Source organism: Staphylococcus sp. GDX8P114P-2 (assembly GCF_017892945.1).
GTDB lineage: Bacteria > Bacillota > Bacilli > Staphylococcales > Staphylococcaceae > Staphylococcus > Staphylococcus arlettae.
Window position 1 is genome coordinate 47,630 of record NZ_JAESMB010000012.1, and the last position, 19,899, is coordinate 67,528.

Here is a 19,899-nt window from a genome sequence, read left to right on the forward strand (position 1 = left end):
TGTGATTTTACGTGAATACAAAAATATGGGATGTCAGAAGTTATATTGATGATATAACAACATTTCCAGAGATAGATGATATTAAACAAATTTATCATCAAGGCGGGTTAATAGCTTTGCCTACTGAAACAGTGTATGGTCTCGGGGCAAACGCTTTGGATGATAATGCGGTTAAAAAAATATATCAAGCCAAAGGTAGACCATCAGATAATCCGTTAATTGTACATATTCACAGTCTTGAGCAACTTACTGATTTTACGACAGGTATAACTGATGAAGTTTATTTACTGATGAAACATTTTTGGCCTGGTCCAATTTCATTTATTTTGCCGTTGAAATCAGGTTATTTATGTTCGAAAGTGTCAGGTGGGTTAAATAGTATTGCAGTAAGAATGCCAAGTCATCGAATTGGTCGTCAAATATTACAATTGGTTGATTTACCTATTGCTGCACCGAGTGCCAATTTAAGTGGCAAGCCATCACCTACTCAATTCGACCATGTTTATCAAGATTTAAATGGCCGTATTGATGGCATTATTAACGGCGATCAAAGTGAGGAAGGTTTAGAAAGTACAGTATTAGATTGTACGTCATTTCCTTTTAAAATTGCACGACCAGGTTCCATTACACAAAAAATGATTGAAGCGGTTATTCCAAATAGTATTGCTGCAACAACAAATTTTGATAGCGAGAGACCTATTGCTCCAGGTATGAAATATAAACATTATGCACCGCAAACACCTATTTATCTGTTAAGAAATTTTCGACACCAACCAAATTACGATAAATTATGGGAGCGTAAAGCATTTATTGTACCAGCAACCTTAAAATCTTATGTGCCGAGTAATGCACAATATATAGAGTTGTGTGATGATGAACAAGATATTAAAACAGCTAATCACAGACTATACGAAATATTACATCTTATAGACAGAAGAGATGATATTGACGAGGCTTATTTGTATGCTTTTGAAGATAAAGACGATACAGCAGCAATAATGAATAGAATGTTAAAAGCGACTAATCAATTATGGATAGATGGAGATACTTTATGAAGATTATTTTCGTTTGTACGGGTAACACATGTAGAAGTCCATTAGCTGAAAGTATAGCTAAGGCTAAATTGGCACATTACACAATTGAATCAAGAGGATTATATGCAAATAATGGCGGGGCAATTTCAACACACAGCCAAGCAATTATTAATAAACAACAATTACCTCAACCAAGCCATACTCAAATGTTTACTGAAACAGATTTGCAAGCTGATTTAATTTTAACGATGTCAACAACGCATAAAGATACAATTAGTTACATGTTTGGTCAGCAAAATCATGTATTCACAATTAAAGAATATGCAGGTTATCAAGGAGAAGTTAGTGACCCGTTTGGTGCGGATGAAGACGCTTACGACGCAGTTTTTGAAGAACTTAATACTTTGATTGAGAAAATAAAAATTAAAATATTAACGCAATAAATTTGTAGAATTAGTATAAGTTATCTGAAAAATACGTTATAATAACTAGGTGTAGCAAGTTTGCTGAATTTATATATTTATATAGTAAATGGTAGAACTTTACACTTTGTATATAATTATTTTCAAAGGGGTGGGAAAATGAAGGAAGATTTGCAGTTATTGCTTAATGAACTCAAAGCGCGTGAATTTTTTGTTGAAGATGAATTGTGCCTGATTGGTTGTTCGACATCCGAGATCATAGGTGAGCGAATTGGTTCCGTTGGTTCTATGGAAGTAGCAGAAACAATATATAATTTGTTAGCGACTATAGAACGAGAAACAGGCGTGTCTTTCGTATTTCAGGGCTGTGAACATATTAATCGAGCAGTAACTATTGATCGATCCAACTTTGACCCACATACGATGGAAGAAGTTACAGTAGTGCCAGATGTTCACGCTGGAGGTAGTTTAGCTACTTATGCTTATAGTCAATTAAATGATCCAATGGTTGTAGAGACTATTTCAGTACCTAAAGGAATAGATATTGGTCAAACATTAATTGGTATGCATATACAACATGTGGCTATCCCTGAACGTACTAGTGTAAAACGAATTGGTGAAGCGAATGTAACGATTGCATCATCTAGACCTAAGAAAATTGGTGGCGAACGAGCGAAATATAACTAATACAGAAGCGAGGGAATTTACCAATGTCATTTATTCAAAAGCAAGATAAAGAAATTTATGAAGTGATTCAAAATGAATTTAACCGTCAAAACAACAACATCGAGCTTATAGCTTCAGAAAACTTCGTGTCAGAAGCAGTAATGGAAGCACAAGGATCAGTATTAACAAATAAATATGCTGAAGGCTATCCTAACCGCAGATATTATGGTGGTTGTGAATTCGTTGATGTCTCTGAAAGCTTAGCAATAGAAAGAGCTAAACAATTGTTTGGTGCAGAACATGTTAATGTTCAACCACATTCAGGCTCTCAAGCAAATATGGCAGTTTACTTAGTTGCACTTGAACATGGTGACACTGTATTAGGAATGAACTTAAGCCACGGTGGTCATTTAACTCATGGCGCACCAGTTAACTTTAGTGGCCAATTTTATAACTTTGTAGACTATGGCGTTGACAAAGATACTGAAAAAATCGATTACGATGAAGTTTTAAGCATCGCTAAGCAACACAAACCTAAATTAATCGTAGCAGGAGCTTCAGCTTATCCACGAGAAATTGACTTCAAACGATTTAAAGAAATCGCAGACGAAGTAGGGGCTAAATTAATGGTAGATATGGCACATATCGCAGGACTAGTAGCAGTTGGTTTACATCAAAACCCTGTTGAGTATGCAGATTTTGTTACTACTACTACGCACAAAACATTACGTGGGCCTCGTGGTGGTATGATTTTATGTAAGGAAGAATATAAAAAAGAAATTGATAAAAAAATCTTCCCTGGTATTCAAGGTGGTCCATTAGAACATGTTATTGCCGGTAAAGCGATTGCTTTTGGTGAAGCATTACAAGACGAATTTAAAACATACCAAGAGCAAGTCATCAAAAATGCTCAAACTTTAGCATCAACATTGACAAACGAAGGTTTCAGAGTTGTTTCAGGAGGTACTGATAATCATCTTGTAGCAGTTGATGTGAAATCATCAGTTGGTATCACAGGTAAAATTGCTGAAGAAACATTAGATGCGATTGGTATTACATGTAACAAGAACACAATACCATTCGATCAAGAAAAACCATTTGTTACAAGTGGTATTAGATTAGGAACGCCTGCAGCAACTACTAGAGGTTTTGATAAAAAAGCATTCGAAGAAGTTGGAAAAATTATTAGTTTAGTGCTTAAGAATCCAGAAGATGAAAAAACTTTAGAAGAAGGTAAATCTAGAGTGAAGGCATTAACTACAAATCATCCTTTATACAATTAATATTAGGAGGGAAATGAAATGGGCAAGGTTCATGTTTTTGACCATCCATTAATTCAACACAAATTAAGTTATATTCGTGACGTAAATACTGGCACAAAAGAATTCAGAGAATTAGTTGACGAAGTCGGTATGTTAATGGCGTATGAAGTAACAAGAGATTTAGATTTACAGGACGTTGAAATCGAAACACCAGTGACAAAAATGGTAGCAAAACGTTTAACAGGTAAAAAATTAGCGTTTGTTCCAATTTTAAGAGCTGGCTTAGGCATGACACAAGGTATTCTTAACCTCGTGCCAGCGGCTAGAATAGGTCATATTGGATTATATAGAGATCCAAAGACTTTAGAGGCAATAGAATACTTTGCTAAATTACCACAAGATATTGAAGAGCGTGAAATTGTTGTAGTTGATCCTATGTTAGCAACAGGTTCTTCTGCTATAGAAGCAATTAATTCATTGAAAAAACGCGGGGCGAAACATATTCGTTTTATGTGTTTAGTTGCTGCACCTGAAGGTGTAGAAAAGATGAAAGAAGCGCATGAAGATGTAGATATCTACATTGCTGCATTAGATGATAGATTAGACGAACATGCATATGTAACACCTGGTTTAGGTGATGCTGGTGATCGTTTGTTTGGTACAAAATAGTGACATCCAGGAGTGGAGTAAAATGAAGAAAATTATGACTGTTTTTGGCACTCGTCCAGAAGCAGTGAAAATGGCACCTCTGGTCAAAGCATTACAAGAAAGTAATGCTTTGGAGCCAGTAGTCGTAGTTTCAGCACAACACCGAGAAATGTTAGATGGTGTTTTAGATACTTTTAACATTCAACCAGACTATGATTTAGATATAATGACGCAAGGTCAAACATTATCACAAATTACGTCGAAAGTGTTAATGAAGCTCGAAAGTGTTATTCAAGAAGAACAACCGGATATGATTTTGGTACATGGTGATACTATGACCACGTTTGCTGGTAGTTTAGCTGCATTTTACAATCAAGTTCCTATTGGTCATGTTGAGGCAGGATTGAGAACATGGGATAAATATGCTCCGTTTCCTGAAGAAATGAATAGACAAATGGTAGGGGTAATGGCAGATTTAAATTTTGCCCCTACATTTAATGCTGCCCAAAATTTGCTAGATGAAAACAAATCAGAGGAGAGTATTGTAGTAACTGGAAATACAGCGATTGATGCCATGAAAACTACAATAAAAACACACTATGATTCAGCAATTCTCAAACGCCATCCCGGTAAACGTATTGTTTTATTAACTGCTCATCGTAGAGAGAATATTGGCGAACCTATGGAACGTATTTTTCAAGCTGTACGTAATATTGTTGAGACGTATAGCGATGTGGTAGTTGTCTATCCAATGCACAAAAACCCAAAGGTAAGAGCAATTGCAAACAATTATTTGGCAGGACATGACAGAATAGAATTAATAGAACCATTAGGTGTAACTGATTTTCACAATTTTGCAAATCAGTCTCATATTATTCTAACTGATTCTGGTGGCATCCAAGAAGAAGCGCCATCACTTGGTAAACCTGTCTTAGTGTTAAGAGATGCAACAGAACGACCTGAAGGAGTAACGGCTGGCACATTAAAAATTGTAGGTACTTCAACAGCAACAATAGAACAAGCAACTAAAGAGCTTTTAGATAATCAGCATAGCTACGAAGCAATGAGTGAAGCAAAAAACCCTTATGGTGATGGCAATGCATCGAGTCGCATTTGTGAGCATATTAAATATTATTTTGGCATAATTGATAAAAAGCCAAATTCATTTGTTTAAATGTGACAATTTTATGTCGACTGCAAAAAAACTTATTTAACAATTTTAATAGAATTGACACGACTTACAGGCTATATTATTATTAAATTTGTATGAGTGGAACGGTTTTCATAAACGAATGAAATAGACGAAATGAGGCACAAAATTGAAACGTTTCTCCATCATTTTCAATCAATATATACAATACTATCTATACTTATTAATTGTATTGATTATTGTGTGTTTTTTCACACAATCACCTTTTATATTGGGGTTAATCATAGGTACTGTTGGTTCGTTACTCAATACGATTATTTTCGAATATTACTTAGCGAAAGCTAAGAAGAGTGACACGATACATATTTCTACGGGCAATATTTGGAGATATTTGGTAGCGATTTTAGCTTGTACCATATGGGTCTTTTTTAAAGACAATATCAATATTTTTGGTGTGGCTTTAGGTTTAATGATTTCTTATGTTGTGGTAACAATTAAACCGTTTATTCATAAGAAAAAAAACTAGTAAAAGAGAGGTGAAATTGTATGCAACACGACAACCCTCTTGTCAGTTGGAATGTATTTGGTTTAGACCTCGTGTTTAATTTATCATCAATTATGATGTTAATTATTACAGCGATTATTGTATTTGTACTAGCTATTATATGTACACGTAATCTTCAAAAACGTCCAACCGGCAAGCAAAACTTCATAGAATGGGTTTTTGACTTTGTTCGAGGTATTATTGAAAGCAATATGGCATGGTCAAAAGGTGGTCAATTCCACTTCCTTGCAGTTACTTTGATCTTGTTTATCTTTGTGAGTAATATGCTTGGCTTACCATTCTCTATTGTGTCAGGACATACGTTGTGGTGGAAATCACCAACAGCAGATGCCACTGTTACATTAACACTGTCAACGCTAATAATTCTGTTGACGCATTATTATGGTATTAAAATGCGTGGCACAAAGAGTTACTTTGGTAATTACACAAAACCTATTTTCTTATTACCAATCAATTTATTCGAGGAGTTCACTTCAACTTTAACGTTAGGTCTTCGTCTTTACGGTAATATTTATGCTGGTGAATTATTACTTACTCTTTTATCAGGATTAGTAGTTAATAACTTGTTATGGGGTTGGATTATAGGTTTACCAGGTTTAGTTGTTTGGCAAGCATTCTCGATTTTCATAGGTTCAATTCAGGCCTATATTTTCATTATGCTATCAATGGTTTATATGTCACACAAAGTACAAGATAGCCATTAAAAATAAAATTATAAAACAATTTTTAGGAGGATTTATTAATGAATTTAATCGCAGCAGCAATCGCAATTGGTTTATCAGCATTAGGTGCAGGTATCGGTAACGGTCTTATCGTATCTAGAACAGTAGAAGGTGTAGCACGTCAACCAGAAGCACGTGGACAATTAATGTCAATTATGTTCATCGGTATTGGTTTAGTTGAGGCATTACCAATCCTTGGTCTTGTAATTTCATTCATCGTAATGTTCATGTAATTACACTTTAAAAAAGGCGAAGTCGTTTTTTGACTTTCGCCATTCGTTTTTATCTAACAGCAAATAGTTACAATGAAAGAAAGGAGTGTATGAGCTAGTGAATGCGATGACAAATACATTAGTATTAGGTGCAAGCCAAGCTAGTGGTGTTCAGTGGGGTACGATCATTGTTACCTTAATTACTTTTCTTGTTTTATTAGCATTATTGAAAAAGTTTGCATGGGGTCCTTTAAAAGAAGTTATGGACAAACGTGAACGTGATATAAATAAAGACATTGATGATGCTGAACAAGCTAAATTAAATGCACAAAAATTAGAAGAACAAAATAAACAAACTTTAAAAGAAACACAGGACGAGGTTCACAAAATACTAGAAGACGCAAAAGTACAAGCACGTCAACAACATGAAGAAATTATCAATGAAGCTAATGTACGCGCAAATGGCATGATTGAAACAGCACAAAATGAAATCAACAGCCAAAAAGAACGTGCAATTGCGGATATTAATAATCAAGTGTCTGACTTGTCGGTACTAATTGCATCTAAAGTATTACAAAAAGAAATTAGTGACCAAGATCAAAAAGAACTAGTTGCTAAGTACCTTAAAGAGGCAGGGGATAAATAATGGCTATTGTAGCTAACAAGTATGCTAAAGCATTATTTGACGCTTCTAAAGATGCAGAAATACTAGATAGTGTTTATGACGAGTTTTCAATAATCCATGAGGCTGTACAATCTGAGATTCCTAATTTAGTAGCAATGGATCAGGATCCTCAAATAGATGGTCATCATCGTCGTAGAATCGTAGGTATTGTATTTGGTAATTCTAATCAATACATACAAAATATGCTGATGATTCTTGCATCTAATCGTCATTTAGGGCTAATCGATAAAATTTATAATGCATTTACTCAACAATACAACGAATTTTACAACCGTGATTATGCAGTAGTTGAATCTGTATATGAATTGTCAGAACAAGAGTTATCAGAAATCGAAACAATAATAACAAATAAAACACAATTATCTAAAGTCATTCTTTCAAATGAAATTAATCCTGCTTTAATTGGTGGAATTAGAATTAATGTAGGTACAAAAGTAATGGACGCAAGTATACAAAATGATCTTGCACAATTAGAAAAACATTTCAAAAGAGTGAACTAATAAATATTAAAGGAGTGACATAGATGGCCATTAAAGCTGAAGAAATTAGTGCATTATTGCGCTCACAAATTGAAAACTATGAGTCAGAAATGTCTGTTACGGATGTTGGAACTGTACTTCAAATTGGTGACGGTATTGCATTAATTCACGGACTAAACGATGTTATGGCTGGAGAATTAATAGAATTCAAAAGTGGTGTACTAGGTTTAGCACAAAACTTAGAAGAATCTAACGTCGGTGTTGTTATTTTGGGACCATATCAAGATATCAAAGAAGGGGACGAAGTAAAACGTACAGGTCGTGTTATGGAAGTTCCTGTTGGTGAAGAAATGGTTGGTAGAGTAGTTAACCCATTAGGTCAACCAATTGATGGACAAGGCCCAATTAATACCTCTAAAACAAGACCAGTGGAGAAAAAAGCTACTGGTGTAATGGATCGTAAATCAGTTGATCAACCTTTACAAACTGGTATTAAAGCGATTGATGCCTTAGTACCTATTGGTAAAGGACAACGTGAATTAATTATTGGTGACCGTCAAACAGGTAAAACAACATTAGCAATTGACACTATTTTAAACCAAAAGAGCGAGAATACTATTTGTATTTACGTAGCAATTGGTCAAAAAGATTCAACAGTACGTGCGAATGTTGAGAAATTACGTCAAGAAGGCGCATTAGACTATACTATCATTGTTTCAGCATCAGCTGCAGACCCAGCGCCAATGTTATATATTGCACCTTATGCAGGAGTGACAATCGGCGAAGAATTTATGTTTGATGGTAAAGACGTATTAATTGTTTATGATGATTTAACAAAACAAGCAGCAGCTTATCGTGAATTATCATTATTATTACGTAGACCACCAGGCCGTGAAGCATACCCAGGTGATGTCTTCTACTTACATAGTAGATTACTTGAAAGAGCAGCAAAATTAAATGATGAACTAGGCGGCGGTTCTATTACTGCTTTACCTATCATTGAAACACAAGCTGGCGATATTTCTGCGTATGTGCCAACAAACGTAATTTCAATCACAGATGGACAAATTTTCTTACAATCTGATTTATTCTTCTCAGGAGTTAGACCAGCAATCAATGCTGGACAATCTGTATCTCGTGTAGGTGGATCAGCGCAAATTAAAGCAATGAAAAAAGTTGCTGGTACGTTAAGACTAGACTTAGCTTCTTATCGTGAATTAGAATCATTTGCACAATTTGGTTCAGATTTAGATGAATTTACTGCACAAAAATTAGAACGTGGTAAACGTACAGTAGAAGTGTTGAAACAAGATAAAAACAAACCACTACCTGTTGAAAACCAAGTATTAATTATTTTTGCATTAACTAAAGGTTATTTAGACGATATCCCAGTAGCAGATATTACTCGTTTTGAAACTGAATTTAATCAATGGGCAAAATCAAATGCTTCATCATTACTTGATGAGATTAGAAATTCAGGTGGATTACCAGAAAACGAAAAATTTGAAGCTGCGATTAATGAATTTAAAAAGAGCTTTAGTCAATCACAATAATTAATATAAGCTACAAAAGGTGGTGAGATAATGGCATCTCTTAAAGAGATTGATACACGTATAAAATCTACGGAAAAAATGAAACAAATTACTAAAGCAATGAACATGGTTTCAAGTTCAAAACTACGTCGTGCTGAAAGTAATACAAAACAATTTGCTCCGTATATGGAAAAAATGCAAGATGCGATTACTGCAGTTGCTGGAGCTAATAAAAACTCTAGTCATCCAATGTTACAACAACGTGAAGTTAAAAAGAGTGGCTATTTAGTTATTACAAGTGATCAAGGTTTAGCTGGTGCATATAATGCTGGTGTATTAAAAAACTTGTTGAATGATATAAAAAGTAAACATGAACGAGCAGATGAATATGAAATTTTAGTACTAGGTCAAACGGGTGTTGATTTTCTCAAAAACAGAGGCTATGAAGTAAAAGGTTCAATCGTTGATATTGCTGACCAACCATCCTTTAAATCTGTTCAAGCGATAGCTAAAAAGGCTATTGATTTATATGGAGATGAAGAAATCGACGAATTAAACATTTACTTTAGTCATTTTGTCACTGTATTAGAAAACAAACCATCTAAGAAAACTGTCTTACCATTATCTCCAGAAGATTCCAGTCTAGGACATGGTCAAATGTCATCATATGAATTTGAACCAGACAAAGAATCTATATTGAGCGTTATTTTACCACAGTATGTGGAAAGCTTGATTTATGGCACAATACTTGATGCTAAAGCAAGTGAACATGCAGCACGAATGACTGCAATGAAAAACGCAACAGATAATGCAACAGAACTTATCGATGATTTATCACTCGAATATAATAGAGCTCGTCAAGCAGCTATCACACAACAAATTACTGAAATTGTTGGTGGCTCAACTGCACTTGAATAGAATAATAAAGGAGGAAAATTAACATGGGAGTAGGCCGTGTAACGCAAATTATGGGTCCAGTCATTGATGTTCGTTTTGAACATAATGAAGTGCCAGCAATTAACAATGCCTTAGTTCTAGATGTAGAAAAAGACAATGAAACAACAAGTTTGACGTTAGAAGTAGCGCTTCAATTAGGCGACGATGTGGTCCGTACAATTGCAATGGATGGTACAGAAGGTGTTAAACGTGGCACTGAAGTAAAAGATACTGGCAATAGTATTAGTGTACCTGTTGGTGATGCGACACTTGGAAGAGTGTTTAATGTATTAGGTGACACAATCGATTTGGATGAAAAAATTGATGATTCAGTACGTCGTGACCCAATTCATAGAGAATCACCTGCATTCGATCAATTATCTACGAAAGTAGAAATATTAGAAACAGGTATTAAAGTTGTAGATTTATTAGCACCGTATATTAAAGGTGGTAAAATCGGATTATTTGGTGGTGCAGGTGTAGGTAAAACTGTACTTATTCAAGAATTAATTAATAACATCGCTCAAGAGCATGGTGGTATTTCAGTATTCGCAGGTGTAGGTGAACGTACACGTGAAGGTAACGATTTATACTTCGAGATGAGTGATAGTGGCGTTATTAAAAAGACAGCGATGGTATTCGGTCAAATGAACGAGCCACCTGGTGCACGTATGCGTGTAGCACTTTCAGGCTTAACTATGGCAGAGTACTTCCGTGATGAAGAAGGTAAAGATGTATTATTATTCATCGATAATATCTTCAGATTTACACAAGCTGGTTCTGAAGTATCAGCTTTATTAGGTCGTATGCCTTCAGCCGTAGGTTATCAACCAACATTAAGTACAGAAATGGGTCAATTACAAGAACGTATTACATCAACTACGAAAGGTTCGGTAACTTCTATCCAAGCAGTATTCGTACCTGCCGATGACTATACCGATCCAGCTCCAGCAAACGTATTTGCTCATTTAGACTCTACAACAAACTTAGAACGTAAATTAACAGAAATGGGTATTTATCCAGCGGTTGACCCACTTGCTTCTACATCAAGAGCGCTTGAACCATCAGTTGTTGGACAAGAGCATTATGATGTAGCACGACAAGTACAATCAACACTTCAAAAATACCGTGAATTACAAGACATTATTGCAATTTTAGGTATGGATGAATTATCCGAAGATGATAAAAGTACAGTTGAACGTGCACGTAGAATTCAATTCTTCTTATCACAAAACTTCCACGTTGCTGAACAATTCACAGGACAAAAAGGTTCTTATGTTCCAGTTAAACGAACTGTTGAAGACTTCAAAGATATCTTAGAAGGTAAGTATGATCACATTCCTGAAGATGCTTTCCGTCTTGTTGGTAGTATGGACGACGTATTAGCAAAAGCAAAAGATATGGGTGTTGAAGTTTAAAATTAGGAGGTAAGGATAATGAACACATTAACCCTAAATATTGTCACTCCTAATGGTGCTGTATACGAACGTGAAGACATTGAACTTGCTGTATTACAAACTACAGCTGGCGAAATGGGTGTCATGTGGGGACATATTCCTACAGTTGCAGCATTAAAAATCGGCTATGTCAAAGTGAATTTTGATAGTGGTTCAGAATATATTGCAGTGAGTGAAGGCTTTGTTGAGGTTAGACAACATAAATTATCAGTTATTGTACAAACTGCAGAACGTGCGAATGAAATAGATGTCGCTAGAGCACAATTAGCGAAATCAAAAGCAGAATCGCACTTGGCTAATGAAGACGACAACAGTGATATCTATAGAGCAAAACGCGCGTTAGAACGTGCAAATAATAGATTACGTGTCGCTGAATTACAATAAATTAATAAAGAGGTTGGGACAATATTAATTTGTTCCAACCTCTTTTCATTTTGGCAGTAGCTGACTGCATTGAAAATGCGCTTCAAAGCAAGCTTGTTTCAACGCTAGTCATCCTTGCCGGGGTGGGACGACGAAATCATTTTTTCAAAATCAGATTTCTGTCCCACTTCATGTTTTATTCGAAATCTTTTTTCATATTGGCAGTAGCTGACTGCATTGAAAATGCGCTTCAAACCAAGCTTGTTTCAACGCTAGTCATCCTTGCCGGGGTGGGACGACGAAATCATTTTTTCAAATCAGATTTCTGTCCCACTCCCTCTTTTTAATGTTTAAAATATAAAAATAAGTGAAAATATAAATTATTAGACTTACTTTTACAAAACCATTCTTTATGAAATATAGAATGTAAATCGTAACTTATTATTCTTAATTAATGTACATATTGAGTATGTGAAAGTATCTTTTAACAATTATTTCGTGTAAAATAATTAATTAGAGAATAATGAGGAGAATTGAAAATGGAATATCTAGGTCAATTTGCAATAGTACATTTAATATTACATGTTATCTGTATTTGTATAAGTTATTGGGCATTGAATGCTGTAAGATTAGAACAGTTTTTTAAAAAGGGTTTCCCCGTTCAAGTACAAATATGTATGATTTTTATTGCTATATTTTTAGGTACTGCAGTAAGTAATTTTATAATTGATTTATTACAATTTTCTACACAACTAAAATATTTGATGAAATAGGTCAAATACTTGTGAATTATTTTTCAATAAAGATATAATAATTTTGAAAGTAACTAAAAATATAATATTTAAAAGAGTCTGAAATAGGAGTTTAAAGTGGAGGATATTAAGATGGACAAAATAGTTATCAATAGCGGAAATAAACTAACTGGAGAAGTTAAAGTTTCAGGTGCTAAAAATGCAGTTTTACCTGTATTAACAGCATCATTATTAGCTTCAGAAGGTGAAAGTAAACTATTAAACGTGCCTGCATTAAGTGATGTAGAAACGATTAATAATGTAATATCTACATTAAATGCAGAGGTTTCATACAACAAAGAAGAAGAATACGTATCTGTAGATGCAACCAAAACTTTATTTGAAGAAGCTCCTTACGAATATGTAAGTAAAATGAGAGCAAGTATTTTAGTAATGGGTCCGTTATTAGCACGCTTAGGTCATGCTAAAGTAGCGTTACCAGGTGGATGTGCTATTGGCTCTCGACCAATCGAACAACATATTAAAGGCTTTGAAGAATTGGGCGCTGAAATCCATATGGATGGTGGATTTATTTATGCAAATGCTCAAAATGGCTTAAAAGGAACAACAATACATTTAGATTTTCCAAGTGTTGGTGCAACACAAAATATTATAATGGCGGCGTCATTAGCCGAAGGAAAAACAATTTTAGAAAACGTAGCACGTGAACCTGAAATTGTAGATTTGGCTAACTATATAAATGAAATGGGCGGCAATGTATTAGGTGCTGGTACTGATACAGTCACTATAAATGGTGTGGAAAAACTACACGGTGTAGAACATGCAATTATTCCAGATAGAATTGAAGCAGGTACTTTACTTATCGCTGGCGCAATTACACGTGGTGATGTATTAGTAAACGGTGCAATAAAAGAGCATATGACAAGCTTAGTGTATAAACTGGAAGAAATGGGAGTAGATTTAGAATACTTAGATGATGCTATACGCGTACGAGCAACTGAAGAACTAAAACCAGTGGATATTAAAACTTTACCACATCCTGGATTCCCTACAGATATGCAATCCCAAATGATGGCATTATTATTGACTGCAGAAGGTAATAAAGTTGTAACTGAAACAGTTTTTGAAAATCGTTTTATGCACGTAGGCGAATTCAAACGTATGAATGCTAACATTTCAGTTGAAGGTCGCAGTGCTAAAATTGAAGGTAAAAGTGAATTACAAGGTGCACAAGTTAAAGCCACAGACTTACGTGCAGCAGCTGCATTAATATTAGCTGGGTTAGTTGCACAAGGTACAACACAGGTGACAGAACTTAAGCACCTTGATCGTGGTTATGTTGACTTACATGGCAAATTAAAATCATTAGGTGCAGATATCGTACGCGTTCAAGATTAATGCTAATTTACACAATGAATTAAGTTGGAGGAACTTAAAATGGAAACAATTTTCGATTATAATCAAATCAAGCAAATCATCCCACATAGACAACCTTTTTTACTCATTGATAAAGTGGTTGAGTATGAAGAAGGTAATCGTTGTGTAGCGATTAAACAAGTGTCTGGTAACGAACCATTTTTCCAAGGTCATTTTCCAGAGTATGCAGTAATGCCTGGTGTGTTAATTACTGAGGCGTTAGCTCAAACTGGCGCAGTGGCAATGTTAAATAGCGAGGAGAATAAAGGGAAATTAGCTTTATTTGCTGGTATTGATAAATGTCGCTTTAAACGTCAAGTTGTTCCAGGTGATACTTTGACATTAGAAGTTGAAATTACAAAAATTAAAGGACCTATAGGTAAAGGTACTGCTAAAGCAACGGTAGATGGTCAAGTAGCATGTAGTTGTGAATTGACATTTGCAATACAAGACGCATAATTATAAAGCGAAAGGTGTTCAAAAACCTTCGTTGCATTGTAATAGTTAATACTATATGTAAAGAGTCTAACACATTAATAGATATGCTTTATTTAAAATTTTCACTTTAATAAGTGTTATTTAGACAAAGGCATTTCATAATGTGTTCAGGCTCTTTTTTTGATGCGTAAATTATACTTTTTAAGAAAACAAAATTAAAGAAACACTTTTGATATAAGTCATTTTGACAAAAACAAAAGTGTCTAAGTAAGTTAATTATAGTTTTATATTATGTGTTAAATCATTCCGTACATTTAATGTTTGTCGCTTTTCTCATCTTTTAAACGAGGTTTCGATTGCATCAATCTATTAAATGATGTTTTAAGTTCATCTCCTGTAAGACCTTCATCGATGAGTTGTTCTAATAAACTTTCAGCATATACTTGTCTTAATGTATAGATATGGCATTCAAAAACTACAGAAATAGAATGTTGTAATTTAGTAATATGCTTTATCGTGGCATCAAAGAGTGCAGGATCATTTGAAGGTCGTGTGATAACAACACGAATATCTAATAAACTATCGTCTTCTTGAAAAGCTTTCATTGTTTCATAGTGATAATCTGAAATGACGATTTCTAATAACCAGCCAGTGCCACTATTCTCTTTATTGATAATGACACCATCTTCTAATTCGTATTCAGTGACACCACCGTTTTCTGATACGATTTGAAATCTTACGGCTTTAAATGTTTTCATCGTCTCACATCCATTAATAAAATTTAAAAATTACTATATCTACATTTATGTACCCATTATAACGTAATTTTAAATTCAGAAGCTAGTTATTATAAAATATAGAATGTTTCTGTCAACAATCACTTACTTTTAGCGTTTTGACGGTATAGCTACTAATTGTATATGATATCGATAAGGAGGTGACATATGATTAACCACATAGTCGTTGTTGGACGACTGACGAAAGACCCGAAAATTTATAGTAATCAGGGTAAACATCTAGCAACCTTTAGTTTAGCTGTAGATCGTCATTACAAATACAAAACAGAGCATCAAGCATGTGATTATTTAAATTGTAAAGCTTTAGGTACTCGAGCACTTAACATTAAACAATATTTATCACAAGGCTCTTTAGTAGCCATTATCGGGAATCTACAATCATCTAAGTATGATAAAGTAGGGCAAACACATTTTATTACCGAGATATTAGTGGAAACAATTAGATTTCTTTCTCCTAAATCGCTAACACAAGTTTCAACGGCCTGTAGTCCTAATCCTATCGGCTTGAAACTATAAAAATTCTACATTATTTAATTTGAAGTTTATATGCCAAAACTACCATCTTATTTCAAATTTATCTCCCAATATAAACCACTATGATATACACTTTTAAATCCTAATATCAATTATACTTCTTTGAAATGGCCATCTTTCATTTTATGATTGGTGGCTATTTCTTTGAATTGTGATTAAATAGTATGCAGAATAATCTGATAAATTACATGATAATTACATACCAATATATAAATTATGCTCAATTTAAATTTGATATGAAGGTAATAATCGGCATTTTTGGTTATGTTTTTTATGACATTGTATGTAATTAGGTTGTAAAAAAAGCCAATACTTTTTTATTTTGTTGTAACCTACAAGGTGATTTTGGATGTTATAGTGGTAACTGCAAATTGATAATAAAAATTATTTACCTTATAGGAGGATTATTAACAATGAAAAAGACAGTAATTACTTCAACATTAGCACTAGGATTAGGTGTAACAGGAGTAGCATCTGGACAAGCTGATGCTTCTGAACAAGGTATTGATAAAGCACAATTAGCACATACAGCACAAAATAACCCTCAACAATTAAATGACGCGCCAATTCATGAAGGTGCTTATAACTATGATTTTAATCACGATAAAGTAGATTACAATTTTGATTCAGATGGAACTTATTGGTCATGGAGTTACAATAGCTATGGTCAAGGAACAGCTGATACTAATGCTCAATCAACTCAAGATACTGAGCAATCAGCACCAGCAGAACAAGCAACATCAACAGAACAAAGTGAGCAAGCTGAACAACCACAACAAACAGCTGCACCACAAACTGAAGAAACTCAACAACCACAACAAGAATCAACTTCTTCAAACAGTGAAAGCTCAAGTGAAGCTACAAGTGGTTCATCTGTAAATGTTAACTCTCATTTACAAACAATCGCTCAACGTGAATCAGGTGGCGATATTACAGCTATTAATCCAAGTTCAGGAGCTGCAGGTAAATATCAATTCTTACAAGCTACTTGGGATTCAGTAGCACCAGCTGAATACGTTGGTGTATCACCAGCAGAAGCTCCAGAATCAGTACAAGATGCAGCTGCAGTTGAATTATACAACACAGTTGGTCCATCACAATGGGTTACTGCATAATTTAAATAATTGTAAATGAATATAAGGATTTAATTTCGAGGCTAGGACAATATTAATTGTCCTAGCTTCTTTTCATATTGGCAGTAGCTGACTGCATTGAAAATGCGCTTTAAACCAAGCTTGTTTCAAGGCTAGTCATCCTTGCCGGGGTGGGACGACGAAATCATTTTTTCAAAATCGGATTTCTGTCCCACTCCCTATTTATATCTAATTTTGCAATATGAATAGGATTTTGTTATGTTAATAGTAATATAATAATAAAACTGCTAGGGGTGCCTATTGGCTGAGATGATATTAGTTATCAGACCCTTATAACCTGATTTGGTTAATACCAACGTAGGAAAGTGGACTAATAAAGTAGAGCATAGTTTAATTCTGCCTAATTTGTACTGCATTCTTACGTTGAATGTGGTTTTTTAATAGGAGGAATTATACATGACATTTTCACAAGAATTAAAAACTGCATCACAATCCATCATTGATGATATTTATCAAGATGGTTTTATACAAGACATGTTAACTGGCACTTTGTCAGAAGCTGCAGCGAAATTTTATTTAAGAGCAGATGCTTCATATTTAAAAGAGTTTGCGAACATATACGCTTTACTCATTCCCAAAATGGAAAAGTTAGAAGATGTTCAATTTTTAGTAGAACAAATTCAATTTATTGTTGAAGGTGAAGTAGAAGCTCATGAAATTATTGCCGATTTTGTGGGTGAAAATTACGATGCTATTGTACAAGAAAAAGTGTGGCCACCGAGCGGAGATCATTATATTAAACATATGTATTACAATGCTTACACTAAAGAGAATGCCGCACATACAATTGCAGCAATGGCGCCATGTCCATATGTTTATCAAGTAATCGCACAACAAGCACTCAAAGATCGTAAGTTAAATAACTCAAGTGTATTAGTAAAATGGTTTGAGTTTTATAGTACTGAAATGGATGCCTTAGTAAATATTTTTGATCAACTGATCGATCGACTAACAGTAAATTGCTCTAACGAAGAATTAGTCCAAATTAAAGATGCTTTCCTACAAAGTACAATACATGAGCGACGATTTTTCAATATGGCATATGTACAAGAAGAATGGAATTATGGAGGGAAAGTTAATGAAAAAGCCTAAAATAGCCTTGACTGTCGCAGGTACTGATCCAACAGGTGGTGCAGGCGTAATGGCAGATTTGAAGTCTTTTCATGCATGTGGTGTTTATGGAATGGCAGCTATTACAAGTATCGTTGCACAAAACACTAAAGGTGTACAGCACATTCATAATCTTGACCCTGAGTGGTTAAGCGAACAACTAGAAAGTATTTATGATGATGAGCAACCACAAGCGTTAAAAACAGGTATGATTGCTTCAAAAGATATGATGGAACGTATCCAAGTTTATATTAAGCAACATCCAGAAAAGCCATATGTTATAGACCCAGTTATGCTTGCTAAAAGTGGTGATTCGTTAATGGAAGACGTCGGTAAACAACACTTACAGTCTATATTGTTGCCTTATGCAACGGTTGCTACACCAAATATTCCAGAAGCAGAAGAAATTACTGGTATCAAAATTAATGATGAGTCTTCTATTTATCAAGCAGGTAACATATTTATCAAAGAAATTGGTAGTAAAGGCGTAGTGATAAAGGGAGGTCATTCGGCTGATTTAACTGAGTCAAAGGATTATTTATTTACTCAAGATGATGTGTTTACATTTACTGAACCACGTTTTGAAACTAAACATACACATGGTACGGGCTGTACTTTCTCAGCTGTAATTACGGCTGAACTTGCTAAGGGTAAATCGATTTATGATGCTGTTAAAAAAGCCAAAAAATTTATTTCTTTAAGTATTGAATATACACCGGAAATAGGTTATGGCAGAGGCCCAGTTAACCATTTTGCTTATATGAAAAAGGTAGGTTTAGATGATGAATAATTTAGAAAAACTGCGTCAACACAACCCATTAGTTATATGTTATACCAATGATGTAGTTAAACATTTTACTGCTAATGGTTTATTAAGTATTGGTGCCAGCCCAGCAATGAGTGAAGCGCCAGAGGAAGCCTCTGAATTTTTAGCAGCTGCTGGAGCTTTAGTGATTAATATCGGTACGTTAACCAAACAAAGTGCAAAAGATATGTTGGAAATTGCTAAAATAGCCAATGAAGAAAATACACCCATTGTTTTTGATCCAGTAGCAGTTGGTGCTTCCCAATTCAGAAAATCATTCTGTCAACAATTTTTAGAAGAAGTAGATGTAACTGTAATTAAAGGAAATGCTTCTGAGATATTAACATTAATTGATTCTAAAACAACTATGAAAGGTACAGATAGTAATACTGCATTAGATGTGGTAACAATAGCCAAAAAAGCACGACAATTGTTACAAACAACGATAGTGATTACAGGTGAAATAGATGTCATTGCACACGAAGACAAAATACTAAAATTAGCCAATGGTGCGCCAATGTTAACGCGTATCACTGGTGCAGGATGTTTATTAGGAGGTATTATCGCTAGCTTTGTAAATAAACAGTTAGCGCCTAAAGTAGACATAATTGAAGAAGCTGTCAGCATTTATAATATTGCTGCCGAGCAAGCTGCTCAGGCAATTAACGGACCAGGTGCATTTTTGACTCAGTTTATTGATGCGCTTTATAACGTAACATATGATGATTATTTGGCACAGCGACAAGTTGAAGAGGTGTAA

General features: G+C 34.6%; 24 protein-coding genes and 1 riboswitch. Of the genes, 23 read left to right on the forward strand and 1 reads right to left on the reverse strand.

The genetic code is table 11. The features are described from left to right. The first annotated feature begins 11 nt into the window (after positions 1-11). From KA845_RS06345 to fabZ, 18 genes are all read left to right on the forward strand, one after another. On the forward strand, positions 12-1,055 hold the full coding sequence (locus KA845_RS06345) for an L-threonylcarbamoyladenylate synthase (protein ID WP_103388814.1): 1,044 nt from the start codon (positions 12-14) through the stop codon (positions 1,053-1,055). Beyond that, a complete protein-coding gene (locus KA845_RS06350) occupies positions 1,052-1,477 on the forward strand; it encodes a low molecular weight protein arginine phosphatase (RefSeq protein WP_021458998.1) in 426 nt (141 codons plus the stop codon). The genes KA845_RS06345 and KA845_RS06350 overlap by 4 nt, the downstream gene beginning before the upstream one ends. Positions 1,478-1,615: 138 nt before the next feature. Beyond that, positions 1,616-2,143 (forward strand): TIGR01440 family protein, encoded by a 528-nt coding sequence (locus tag KA845_RS06355; RefSeq protein WP_167868159.1) that lies wholly within the window; start codon positions 1,616-1,618, stop codon positions 2,141-2,143. A gap of 23 nt (positions 2,144-2,166) precedes the next feature. Beyond that, on the forward strand, positions 2,167-3,405 hold the full coding sequence (locus tag KA845_RS06360; protein WP_021458996.1) for a serine hydroxymethyltransferase: 1,239 nt from the start codon (positions 2,167-2,169) through the stop codon (positions 3,403-3,405). An 18-nt stretch (positions 3,406-3,423) separates the two neighbouring features. After that, positions 3,424-4,053 carry a uracil phosphoribosyltransferase gene (gene upp / locus KA845_RS06365; RefSeq protein ID WP_002510319.1) on the forward strand — a complete coding sequence of 210 codons (630 nt, stop codon included), beginning with the start codon at positions 3,424-3,426 and terminating at the stop codon, positions 4,051-4,053. A 22-nt stretch (positions 4,054-4,075) separates the two neighbouring features. Beyond that, on the forward strand, positions 4,076-5,206 hold the full coding sequence (wecB, locus tag KA845_RS06370; RefSeq protein ID WP_167868160.1) for a non-hydrolyzing UDP-N-acetylglucosamine 2-epimerase: 1,131 nt from the start codon (positions 4,076-4,078) through the stop codon (positions 5,204-5,206). A 145-nt stretch (positions 5,207-5,351) separates the two neighbouring features. After that, positions 5,352-5,708 (forward strand): ATP synthase subunit I, encoded by a 357-nt coding sequence (locus KA845_RS06375; protein WP_167868161.1) that lies wholly within the window; start codon positions 5,352-5,354, stop codon positions 5,706-5,708. A gap of 20 nt (positions 5,709-5,728) precedes the next feature. Continuing rightward, positions 5,729-6,451, forward strand: coding sequence for a F0F1 ATP synthase subunit A (gene atpB / locus KA845_RS06380; RefSeq protein WP_002510316.1), 723 nt, complete (start codon positions 5,729-5,731; stop codon positions 6,449-6,451). Positions 6,452-6,489: 38 nt separating this feature from the next. Continuing rightward, entirely contained in the window at positions 6,490-6,702 is a 213-nt protein-coding gene (gene atpE / locus KA845_RS06385) for a F0F1 ATP synthase subunit C (protein ID WP_002510315.1), read from the forward strand. A 106-nt stretch (positions 6,703-6,808) separates the two neighbouring features. Further along, positions 6,809-7,327, forward strand: coding sequence for a F0F1 ATP synthase subunit B (locus KA845_RS06390; RefSeq protein ID WP_031266549.1), 519 nt, complete (start codon positions 6,809-6,811; stop codon positions 7,325-7,327). Then, positions 7,327-7,866 carry a F0F1 ATP synthase subunit delta gene (locus KA845_RS06395; RefSeq protein ID WP_103388817.1) on the forward strand — a complete coding sequence of 180 codons (540 nt, stop codon included), beginning with the start codon at positions 7,327-7,329 and terminating at the stop codon, positions 7,864-7,866. The genes KA845_RS06390 and KA845_RS06395 overlap by 1 nt, the downstream gene beginning before the upstream one ends. Positions 7,867-7,889: 23 nt before the next feature. Beyond that, positions 7,890-9,398, forward strand: a complete 1,509-nt coding sequence (gene atpA, locus KA845_RS06400; protein ID WP_167868162.1) for a F0F1 ATP synthase subunit alpha — start codon at positions 7,890-7,892, stop codon at positions 9,396-9,398. Positions 9,399-9,428: 30 nt separating this feature from the next. Next, a complete protein-coding gene (gene atpG / locus KA845_RS06405) occupies positions 9,429-10,295 on the forward strand; it encodes an ATP synthase F1 subunit gamma (RefSeq protein WP_002510311.1) in 867 nt (288 codons plus the stop codon). Positions 10,296-10,318: 23 nt separating this feature from the next. Further along, positions 10,319-11,731: a F0F1 ATP synthase subunit beta gene (atpD, locus tag KA845_RS06410; RefSeq protein WP_210127868.1), complete on the forward strand. Its 1,413-nt coding sequence runs from the start codon at positions 10,319-10,321 to the stop codon at positions 11,729-11,731. 18 nt (positions 11,732-11,749) lie between these two features. After that, positions 11,750-12,154 carry a F0F1 ATP synthase subunit epsilon gene (locus KA845_RS06415; protein WP_103388819.1) on the forward strand — a complete coding sequence of 135 codons (405 nt, stop codon included), beginning with the start codon at positions 11,750-11,752 and terminating at the stop codon, positions 12,152-12,154. A gap of 518 nt (positions 12,155-12,672) precedes the next feature. Beyond that, on the forward strand, positions 12,673-12,906 hold the full coding sequence (locus KA845_RS06420) for a DUF1146 family protein (RefSeq protein WP_103387749.1): 234 nt from the start codon (positions 12,673-12,675) through the stop codon (positions 12,904-12,906). Positions 12,907-13,017: 111 nt separating this feature from the next. Next, entirely contained in the window at positions 13,018-14,283 is a 1,266-nt protein-coding gene (gene murA, locus KA845_RS06425; protein WP_103387748.1) for a UDP-N-acetylglucosamine 1-carboxyvinyltransferase, read from the forward strand. Positions 14,284-14,322: 39 nt separating this feature from the next. Beyond that, positions 14,323-14,760, forward strand: coding sequence for a 3-hydroxyacyl-ACP dehydratase FabZ (gene fabZ, locus KA845_RS06430; RefSeq protein ID WP_002508993.1), 438 nt, complete (start codon positions 14,323-14,325; stop codon positions 14,758-14,760). A gap of 293 nt (positions 14,761-15,053) precedes the next feature. On the opposite strand, the gene KA845_RS06435 is transcribed toward fabZ, so the two are convergent. Continuing rightward, positions 15,054-15,497, reverse strand: coding sequence for a YwpF-like family protein (locus tag KA845_RS06435; RefSeq protein ID WP_002508994.1), 444 nt, complete (start codon positions 15,495-15,497; stop codon positions 15,054-15,056). A gap of 186 nt (positions 15,498-15,683) precedes the next feature. On the opposite strand from KA845_RS06435, the gene KA845_RS06440 reads away from it, so the two are divergent. The 5 genes from KA845_RS06440 (at position 15,684) to thiM (ending at position 19,899) form a co-directional block, all read left to right on the forward strand. Beyond that, positions 15,684-16,052 (forward strand): single-stranded DNA-binding protein, encoded by a 369-nt coding sequence (locus KA845_RS06440; RefSeq protein ID WP_002508995.1) that lies wholly within the window; start codon positions 15,684-15,686, stop codon positions 16,050-16,052. A gap of 431 nt (positions 16,053-16,483) precedes the next feature. Next, on the forward strand, positions 16,484-17,185 hold the full coding sequence (locus KA845_RS06445; RefSeq protein ID WP_210127869.1) for a transglycosylase family protein: 702 nt from the start codon (positions 16,484-16,486) through the stop codon (positions 17,183-17,185). A 258-nt stretch (positions 17,186-17,443) separates the two neighbouring features. Further along, a riboswitch (TPP riboswitch) is annotated at positions 17,444-17,545 on the forward strand. A gap of 75 nt (positions 17,546-17,620) precedes the next feature. Next, entirely contained in the window at positions 17,621-18,316 is a 696-nt protein-coding gene (gene tenA, locus KA845_RS06450) for a thiaminase II (protein ID WP_002508997.1), read from the forward strand. After that, complete coding sequence (gene thiD / locus KA845_RS06455; RefSeq protein WP_002508998.1) at positions 18,303-19,124, forward strand: bifunctional hydroxymethylpyrimidine kinase/phosphomethylpyrimidine kinase; 822 nt, start codon at positions 18,303-18,305, stop codon at positions 19,122-19,124. Before tenA ends, thiD begins: the two co-directional genes overlap by 14 nt. Further along, positions 19,117-19,899, forward strand: coding sequence for a hydroxyethylthiazole kinase (gene thiM / locus KA845_RS06460; RefSeq protein ID WP_103387750.1), 783 nt, complete (start codon positions 19,117-19,119; stop codon positions 19,897-19,899). Before thiD ends, thiM begins: the two co-directional genes overlap by 8 nt.